General features: G+C 64.8%; 6 protein-coding genes. 2 read left to right on the top strand and 4 right to left on the bottom strand.

What is annotated here, in order from left to right:
* The first annotated feature begins 205 nt into the window (after window positions 1-205).
* Window positions 206-451 carry a hypothetical protein gene (locus tag J2848_RS35590; RefSeq protein WP_149235724.1) on the top strand — a complete coding sequence of 82 codons (246 nt, stop codon included), beginning with the start codon at window positions 206-208 and terminating at the stop codon, window positions 449-451.
* 376 nt (window positions 452-827) lie between these two features.
* Complete coding sequence (locus J2848_RS35585) at window positions 828-3,020, top strand: TonB-dependent receptor (RefSeq protein WP_211103387.1); 2,193 nt, start codon at window positions 828-830, stop codon at window positions 3,018-3,020.
* Window positions 3,021-3,095: 75 nt separating this feature from the next.
* Here the strand turns inward: J2848_RS35585 and J2848_RS35580 are convergent, their stop codons facing one another.
* The 4 genes from J2848_RS35580 to iolB all read right to left on the bottom strand — a co-directional run bounded on the left by J2848_RS35580 (window position 3,096) and on the right by iolB (window position 8,102).
* The gene (locus J2848_RS35580) at window positions 3,096-4,031 is read right to left on the bottom strand and encodes a sugar ABC transporter substrate-binding protein (protein ID WP_211103386.1); all 936 of its coding nucleotides are present in this window, start codon (window positions 4,029-4,031) and stop codon (window positions 3,096-3,098) included.
* Window positions 4,032-4,207: 176 nt separating this feature from the next.
* Complete coding sequence (locus J2848_RS35575; RefSeq protein ID WP_149235723.1) at window positions 4,208-5,233, bottom strand: ABC transporter permease; 1,026 nt, start codon at window positions 5,231-5,233, stop codon at window positions 4,208-4,210.
* A gap of 69 nt (window positions 5,234-5,302) precedes the next feature.
* Entirely contained in the window at window positions 5,303-6,835 is a 1,533-nt protein-coding gene (locus J2848_RS35570; RefSeq protein ID WP_211103385.1) for a sugar ABC transporter ATP-binding protein, read from the bottom strand.
* Window positions 6,836-7,292: 457 nt separating this feature from the next.
* The gene (iolB, locus tag J2848_RS35565; RefSeq protein WP_149235722.1) at window positions 7,293-8,102 is read right to left on the bottom strand and encodes a 5-deoxy-glucuronate isomerase; all 810 of its coding nucleotides are present in this window, start codon (window positions 8,100-8,102) and stop codon (window positions 7,293-7,295) included.
* Between the last annotated feature and the right edge of the window lie 619 nt (window positions 8,103-8,721).

Here is an 8,721-nt window from a genome sequence, read left to right as displayed (position 1 = left end):
ACCAGTGCACCGGCGCCAACCCGCGCTATCCGCTGGTCGCCGAGATCAGGCAGCTCCTCATCGACAGCTATTACGGACGCGCCTATGTCGAGCCGTCCGCCCAGGACGCCGCCCCGGTCGAGGTCAAGCCTGCCGGCAAGTCCGCCGCCCGCAAGGAACCGGCTCCCGCCAAGTAACGAAACCCTTCACGTCAGGATTTAAGACCATGAGCAAAGCGATCATGTGGGTCGAAAGCGATGCCCGCGGCTTCGAAACCGAATGCCTGTTCAACGAGGACAACCGCAGCTATGAGGTGCTGGTCAGCGCCAAAGGGCGGGGGGTGGACCGGGCGGAAAGTTTTCCGGTGGTCGAGGACCCCGGCCTGGGCATGAGCCCCACCGATCTGGACCGCTCGATCAAGCTGGCCGACCGTCTGGTGTGGGAGATCGACCGGTCCATGGGCGACCTGTGACGCGAAACGCGCCGGACGGCAGCGGCATCGCTGCCGGAAGCTGACGGGAAGACCAGGGCGGGGTGCAGCGGCATCCCGCCCTTTTCGCAAGCGTGTGTCAGGCCGTAGCGGCAAAGCACAGGGATAGCAAGTGTCGCTATGGTGATAAAAGCATAGCGTATGAGCAATATTATATCTGAGTACATGAAATTTCCTTGTTATCAGCAGTTCCGAAAATGCCGGATCGATCCGGTTGCTGACCTGTATTGTCGCACCCGCGCCAGATAATAGGAATTATTCGCAAACCCTCTTGCCCTCTCCCGCCATTCTTTCGTATGACGTTCGTGCATATGCGAATAAGTCGCATTTTCGTGACGTCGAAAGGAAAGATCGGCTGATGAGGGGCATGTTGGGGGGCAAGCGGCAGACGGGTGCGCAGGGCCGGGAGCGGGCGGTCCTGCTGCGCACGACAGCGGTGAAGGCGGCGATGATGGCCGTGACGGTGACCGGGGCGATGACCGGGGCGGGAGCCGCGCTGGGGGGCGCGGTCGCTCAGGCTCAGGATCAGGCCACCGTGCTGGGTCCGGTGACGGTGACCGGGGCGGAGCAGCGGACGGAGCCGGTGCAGGGCTATGTCGCCAAGCGGAGCACGTCGGCGACCAAGACCGACACGCCGTTGCAGGACGTGCCGCAGTCGATTTCGGTGGTGCCGGAGGCGCTGATCAAGGATCAGGCGATGCAGAGCATGGCCGACGTCGTGCGCTACATGCCCGGCGTCAATGCCGGCCAGGGCGAGGGCAACCGCGACCAGCTCACCATCCGCGGCAACAGCACCACCGCCAGCTTCTTCCTGGACGGCGTGCGCGACGACGCCATGTATTTCCGCGACCTCTACAACATCGACCGGGTGGAGGCGCTGAAGGGCTCCAACGCCATGATCTTCGGCCGTGGCGGCGGGGGCGGCGTCATCAACCGCGTGCAGAAGGAGGCCGACGGCCAGCCGGTGCGCGAGTTCAGCCTGCGGGCCGGCTCCTACGACACCCGCCGGGTGACCGGCGACGTCGGTCAGGCGGTGACGCCGGAGTTCGCCGTGCGCCTGAACGGCATGTACGAGAATTCCGACAGCTACCGCGACAGCGTGAATGTCGAGCGGATCGGCATCAACCCGACCGTCACCTTCACGCCCGGCGACAAGACCAAGATCAAGCTGAGCTACGAGTATTTCAAGGACGACCGCACCGCCGACCGTGGCGTCCCCTCCTACCGCGGGGTGCCGCTGAACACCGGAACCTCCACCTTCTTCGGCAACCCGGACAACAGCTTCTCCACGGTCGAGTCGAACGCGGTCGACGCCACGCTGGAACATGAGCTGACCAGCAGCATCACCATCCGCGACCGCTTCCGCTATGCGCATTACGACAAGATCTACCAGAACGTCTTCGCCGGCGCGGTGAATGCGGCCGGTACCGCGGTCAGCCTGTCCGGCTACAACCACTCGATCGAGCGCGACAACCTCGTCAACCAGACCGACGCCATCTTCAAGCTGAACACCGGCCCGGTGAAGCACACGGTGGTGACCGGCGTCGAGGTCGGCCGGCAGAAGACCGACCAGTTCCGCAACACCGCCTTCTTCGGCAACGCCACCTCGGTGACGGTGCCGCTGTCCAACCCGATCTACCGCGGCCCGACCGCCTGGCGCCAAAGCGCCACCGACGCCAACAGCAGCGCCACGGTGACGACCGCCGCCGGCTATGTCCAGGATCAGGTCGAGCTGACCGAACAGCTCCAGGTCATCGGCGGCCTGCGGTTCGAACGCTTCGACATCGACTACACCAACAACCGCAACGGCCAGAAGCTGAGCCGCCAGGACACCATGTGGTCGCCGCGCCTGGGCGTGGTGTTCAAGCCGGTGCAGCCGCTGTCGCTCTACGCCAGCTACAGCGTATCCTACCTGCCGGGCTCCGGCGACCAGTTCACCACCCTGACCACCACCTCGGCCAATCTGGAACCGGAGAAGTTCACCAACTGGGAGATCGGCGCCAAGTGGGAGGTTCTGGCGAACCTGTCGGTGACCGGTGCCCTGTTCCAGCTTGACCGCACCAACACCTCGGCCCCCGACCCGAACAACCCGGCCCTGACCGTGCAGACCGGCAGCCAGCGCACCCGCGGCTTCGAACTGGGCGTCAGCGGCAACATCACCGACAAGTGGCAGATCGCCGGCGGCTATACGCTGCAGAAGGCCGAGATCACCAGCACCACCAGCAGTGCGGTCAGCGGTGCCAGCGTCGCGCTGGTGCCGCGCCACAGCTTCTCGCTGTGGAACAAGTACCAGGTCACCGAGATGTTCGGCGCCGGCATCGGCATGATCCACCAGACCAAGGTCTATGCCGGCGCCGACAACACGGTGACCCTGCCGGGCTACACCCGCTTCGACGCGGCGGTCTACGCCAACGTCACGGAGAACGTGAAGGCCCAGCTGAACGTGCAGAACCTGTTCGACCGCAAGTATTACAGCACCGCGAACAGCAACAACAACATCACCCCCGGCGCGCCGCGGACCTTCCTGGTTACGCTGACCAGCAACTTCTAAAGGCACGCACTCCAACATGAAAAGCCCCCGTCCGGCCAACCGGGCGGGGGCTTGTACATCACCGAGACCGGCCGGTCAGTTGCCCATGAACTGCTTGTAGTTGTCCTTGGTGACGAGCTGGAACGGCACCATGACGTTCTTCTCGACCTTCTCGCCCTTCGACAGCTTCACTGCCGATTCCAGCGCGCCGCGGCCCTGGCCCTTGGCGTCCTGGAAGACGGTGACGGCAAGGTTGCCGTCCTGCATTTCGGCCAGCGCGTCGGCAGTGGCGTCGATGCCGCCGACCAGGACCTTCTTCGGCGAGACGCCGGCCTGTTGCAGGGCCAGGATGGCGCCGATCGCCATCTCGTCGTTGTTGGCGGCGACCGCGTCGATCTTCTCGCCCGACACGATCCAGTTGTTCATCAGGTCCAGCGCCTGGGCGCGCAGGAAGTTGGCGGTCTGCTTCTGGACGATCTTCATGCCGGGATATTTGGCGACCACCTTCTCCACGCCCTTGGTGCGCAGCTCCGCGGCGTTGGTGGCGAGCTCGCCCATCATGATGGCGACGTTGCCCTTGTAGTTCAGCTGCTTGGCCAGCTCCTCGGCCTCCAGCGTGCCCGACACGTTCTCGTCGGAACCGACGAAGACCACCTTCTCGGGCAGGGTGTCCTCGGCCGGCTTGCGGTTGACGTAGACCAGCGGGATGCCGGCGGCCGAGACGATCTGGCTCATGCGGCCGGTGGCGGAGCTGTCCGTGGTGTTGATGATGATCGCGTCCACCTTCTGGGCGACGAAGTTCTGCACCTGGCTCAGCTGGCGGCCGGTATCGCCGCGGGCGTCCTCGAACTGGATCTTCACGCCGGGCATCGACTTGGCCTGATCGGCCATCGCCTGACGCAGCGTGTTGAGGAAGTTGTCGTCGAAATAGGCCATCGACACGCCGATGGTCGTGGCGTAGGCCGAGGCCGACATCATGACCATGGCGGCGGAGCAGGCAGCCAACAGGTGCTTCAGGTGCGGACGCTTCATTTGTTTCCTCACTTGGTTGATGGACGGTCCTTGCGGGGGCTCCGCCGTGCCGTCCTTATTGGTCGATGGGAAGGACAGGTCGGTTGATGGCGTGTCACGGGAATGATCCGGGACCGTCCGGTGGGGTCCGGATGCCTTAAAGAACAACGCAGAGAACCGGGGGAATGCGGAGCCGATCAGGCCTTCTTCCGGCGGCGCATGCGGTATTGGTCGGCGGTCACCGCGGCGACGATGATCAGGCCCTTCACGATGTCCTGCACATAGGCGTCGATGCCGACGAAGGTGAAGCCGCTGGTCATGACGCCAAGGATCACGGTGCCGATCACCGTCCCGGTGATGCGGCCGACGCCGCCGGTCAGGGAGGTGCCGCCGATCACCACCGCGGCGATGGCATCCAGCTCATACCCCATGCCCATGCCGGCCTGACCGGTGGCGGAGCGCGCGGCGGTCATCACCCCGCCAAGGCCGGCCAGCAGCCCGGCGATGCCGTAGACCACGATCAGGTGCCGGCCGATATTGATGCCGGAGACGCGGGCGGCCTGGGCGTTGGCGCCGATGGCGTAGGTGAACTTGCCGTAGCGGGTGTAGCGCAGCGCCACGTGGAAGATCAGCGCGGTGACCAGGAAGACGATCACCGGGGTAGCGCCGGCACCGATCCAGGTGAAGTCCTCAGACAGGCGGCTGATCGGCTGGCCGTGGGTGTAGTAGCGGGCGAGGCCGCGCGCCGTCACCATCATGCCCAGCGTGGCGATGAAGGGGGGAATGCCGGTCACCGCGACCAGCCCGCCATTGACCACCCCAGCCAGCGCCCCGACCAGCACGCCGGCGATCACCGGCACCACCGCCGGCAGGTCGGTCAGCATCGGGAAGACGGCGCGGGCATTGTCGGAGGTCTGGGCGAGGCTTGCCGCCACCATCGCCGACAGGGCCAGGACCGACCCCGACGACAGATCGACGCCCGAGGTGATGATCACCTGGGTGACGCCGATGGCGAGCAGCCCGATGATCGACACCTGAAGGACGATGATGACCAGACGCTGCGAGTTGCCGAGAAAGGATTCGCCGCGGACCATCCAGCCGAGCGCTTCGAAGGCAAGGGCGATGGCGACCAGGACGAGGAAGATTCCGGCCTCGACCGGCATCTTGAAGGGACGGCGGGCGGGTGTCTCCACCACCCCGCCGCTGTTGACGGATGCGTTCATGTTCATTCCTCCCGGTTTTTTCTATGGCCCGGCAGAGTCCCGGCCCGCCGACGGGGGCGGATGGACCGGTCAGCCGGACGCCAGGCGCATGATGGTCACCTGATCGGCGTCCGCACGGTCGACGGTGCCGGTCACACGGCCCTCGTGCATCACCATCACCCGGTCGCTCATGCCGAGGATTTCCGGCAGTTCCGACGAGATCATGATGATCGCCATGCCCTGGGCGGCGAGGTCGGAGATCAGGCGGTGGATTTCCGCCTTGGCGCCGACATCGATCCCGCGCGTCGGTTCGTCCAGGATGAGGACGCGCGGCTGGGTCATCAGCCAGCGGGCGATCAGCACCTTCTGCTGGTTGCCGCCGCTGAGGTTTTCGATGCACTCCTGCAAGTGGGGGGTCTTGACCCGCAGGGTGTTCTTCATGGTGGCGCAGATGCCGTTCAGTTCCGACTGCGCGACGAAGCCGCCCTGGACATAGCGGTCGGTCAGCGCCGCCAGCTCCATGTTCTCCAGAACCGACAGCATCAGGAACAGGCCGGTTTCCTTGCGGTCCTCCGTCAGCAGCGCCAGCTTGTGCGCCATCGCCGTCTTCGGGCTGTCGACCCTCACCGGCTTGCCGTCGATGCGGATGGTGCCGGCGGTGGCCGGCGTCATGCCGAAGATCGCCTCCGCCACATTGGTGCGGCCGGAACCGACCAGCCCGGCGATGCCGAGGATCTCGCCGGCCCGAAGCTCGAAGCTGACGTTGGAGAACACCCCTTCGAGCGCAAGATTCTCGACCGACAGCACCACCTCGCCGATCTTCGATTCGCCCTTCGGGAACATCTGGGTGATTTCCCGGCCGACCATCAGATTGATCAGCTTGTCGCGCGTCAGGTTGGAGGCGGCGTCGGTCAGGATGTGGCGCCCGTCGCGGAAGATCGAGATGTCGTCGGCGATCTCGAACACCTCGTTCATCTTGTGGGTGATGTAGATGATCGCCTTGCCGCGCGACCGCAGATCCTCGACGATGGCGAACAGATGTGCCACCTCGCGGTCGGTCAGGGCGGAGGTCGGCTCGTCCATGATCAGGACGTCGGAGTCGTAGGAGACGGCCTTGGCGATCTCCACCATCTGGCGGCCGGCGACGGTCAGTTCGCCCACCGCCTGATCAGGATCGAGATCGATCTTCAGGCGGCGGAACAGATCCCGGGTGCGGCGGCGCAGCTCGGCATGGTCGACGAGGCCGAAACGGTTGAGCGGCTCGCGCCGGATCCAGATGTTCTCGGCGATGGTCATGAAGGACATCAGGTTCAGTTCCTGATGGATCATGGCGATGCCGGCCTCCAGCGCATCCAGCGGCGAGGTCAGGCGGCAGGGCTCGCCGCGCAGCCGGATCATGCCCTGGTCGGGCGTGTAGATGCCGGCGATGATCTTCATCAGGGTCGATTTGCCGGCGCCGTTCTCCCCCATCAGGGCATGCACGGTGCCGGGCCGGATCCGCAGGCAGACGCTGTCCAGAGCCACCACCCCCGGAAACTCCTTCCGGACGCTGTCGACCTCGAGAAGATAAGGCGGGGCGTGGGTGGATACGCTGGGCGGCGTCATCATTCCAAGGGCGGTCACGGCCACGGTCCTCTCCCTAAGCGATGGTGGATTGGTCGCTGGTGGATTCGTTTGTTCTTGGCCGCCGTCACCGGTCCACAGCGGCGCGGCATGTCGCTGCACATATAGAATATTAATTTCGAAGATTGTTCAAGGCAGAATATTCAGTTTATCCATCAGGTGAGGCGGAAGGTGGTCTCACCAGCCGGTTTTCCGCGGTTTGTCGCCATTCGGGAATAGTTTCCAGCACCGGAGGCTGGAAAGGCGGAGCGCGCCACAGCCATGCGGGAAGGTATGGAATTTCCATTCCCGCCACCAAGACGGCTATGTGGCTGATAATCTTTAAAATCAACAATCGCAATTCGGGCAGGACTGTGCAGAACGACGAACGGGGCGCCGTGCTGGACGGCGCCCCGTTCGGTGGGCGATGGACTGGCGGATGCGTGCGGCCCCCCGGTCCGAGCCTTGCCGCTCCCGATCAACCCGGCGCCAGCAGCCAGCGGTGTTCCGGTGCGGTGTTGAAATGCCAGGCGCGGCGCGGACCCGCCATCACATTCAGGTAATAGCCGGTGTAGCCGTGGGCGGCGCCGACCGGGTGGTAGCCGCGCGGGACCATGACGAGGTCGCCGTTCTCCACCGCCATCGCCTCGTCCAGCGAACGGTCGTCGGTGTAGACGCGCTGGAAGGCGAAGCCCTGCGGCGGGTCGATCCGGTGGTAATAGGTCTCCTCCAACTGGGTTTCCGCCGTGCCGTCGTCGGCGTCGTGCTTGTGCGGCGGATAGCTGGACCAGTTGCCGGCCGGCGTGATGACCTCCACCACCAGAAGGCTGTCGGCCGGCTGCGAGTCGGGCAGGATGTCGAAGACATGGCGGGTGTTGCTGCCGCGCCCGCGCACCGAGGCGGCAACATCCTCCGGACGGATCAACCGCACCGGCAGCCCGCCGTTCAGGCCGGGCGCGGTGCAGACCGCCAGTTCCAGCGCGGTGGTGGCCCGCACCTGCCACGGCGTGCCCTGCGGCAGATAGATCGCGTAGGGCCGCTTGTCCTCGAAGGGCGACATGCGGTCGCCAAGCTCCGCCCATTCCTGCCCGCCGACCGTCGCCGCACCGCGTCCGGCAACGAAGACCAGACAGGTCTCGCGGTCGGGATCCTCGCCGGACACGCTCATGCCTTCCTCAAGGCGGTAAAGGTCGAACCCGATGCACGACCAGCCCGCCGATTCGGGCGTGACATGGTGCACCCGGCCGGCCGGGTCCGGTGCATGGTTGCGCAGCAGCAGCTTGCTCATGGTCGCCCTCTGTGATGCCGAATCATCATGCGATGCGCCTCCACTCCATATGGATGCAGTGATGGATGTGGGCGCGGATGATTGGGGATTATACATTCCGCTACGAGCCTAGATAGAATTTTTTTTCTGTTTTGAGGGGCGGAGAGCCTCCTCACCTCCCCCCCCTTCGGCAAAAAGCCCAAAAACTGCTGCAAAATTGCCTCTGACGAGCGAAAACTCGGCAATAAGCGCGTCAGCACGCAAGTTCCTTGTTGTATGCATACCGGAACTGATGTTCTATTCCGTTCGGACAACAGGGGATCGACACGCCGGATGGCGCGGCGGCCTCTGGATCGCTCCCGCCATGACGGCAAGACCGCGAATGGTCCGTGGCAACGCCCAAAGCCAACATCCTTGGCCGGCGTTGCCCGGCCCCAAGAAACACTGTGTCTGGAGGAAACCCAATGTCTCGTTCAGCCCTGCTGCTCAGTGCAGCCACCCTTTCTCTCGCCTCCGTCATGGCGGCGGGCCCGGCCTCCGCCCAATCGAAGTTCGACATCACGCTCGGCGGCGACGCCTATTTCGAAGCCGGCTACGTCGACCAGGACCGCGACAGCGGCCTGCGCAACACCGAGTTCCG

This window comes from Azospirillum lipoferum (assembly GCF_024170005.1).
In the GTDB taxonomy this organism is placed as follows: Bacteria; Pseudomonadota; Alphaproteobacteria; order Azospirillales; family Azospirillaceae; genus Azospirillum; species Azospirillum lipoferum.
Note: the sequence above shows the minus strand (reverse complement) of the source record. Positions and strands in the feature narration are given on the sequence as shown.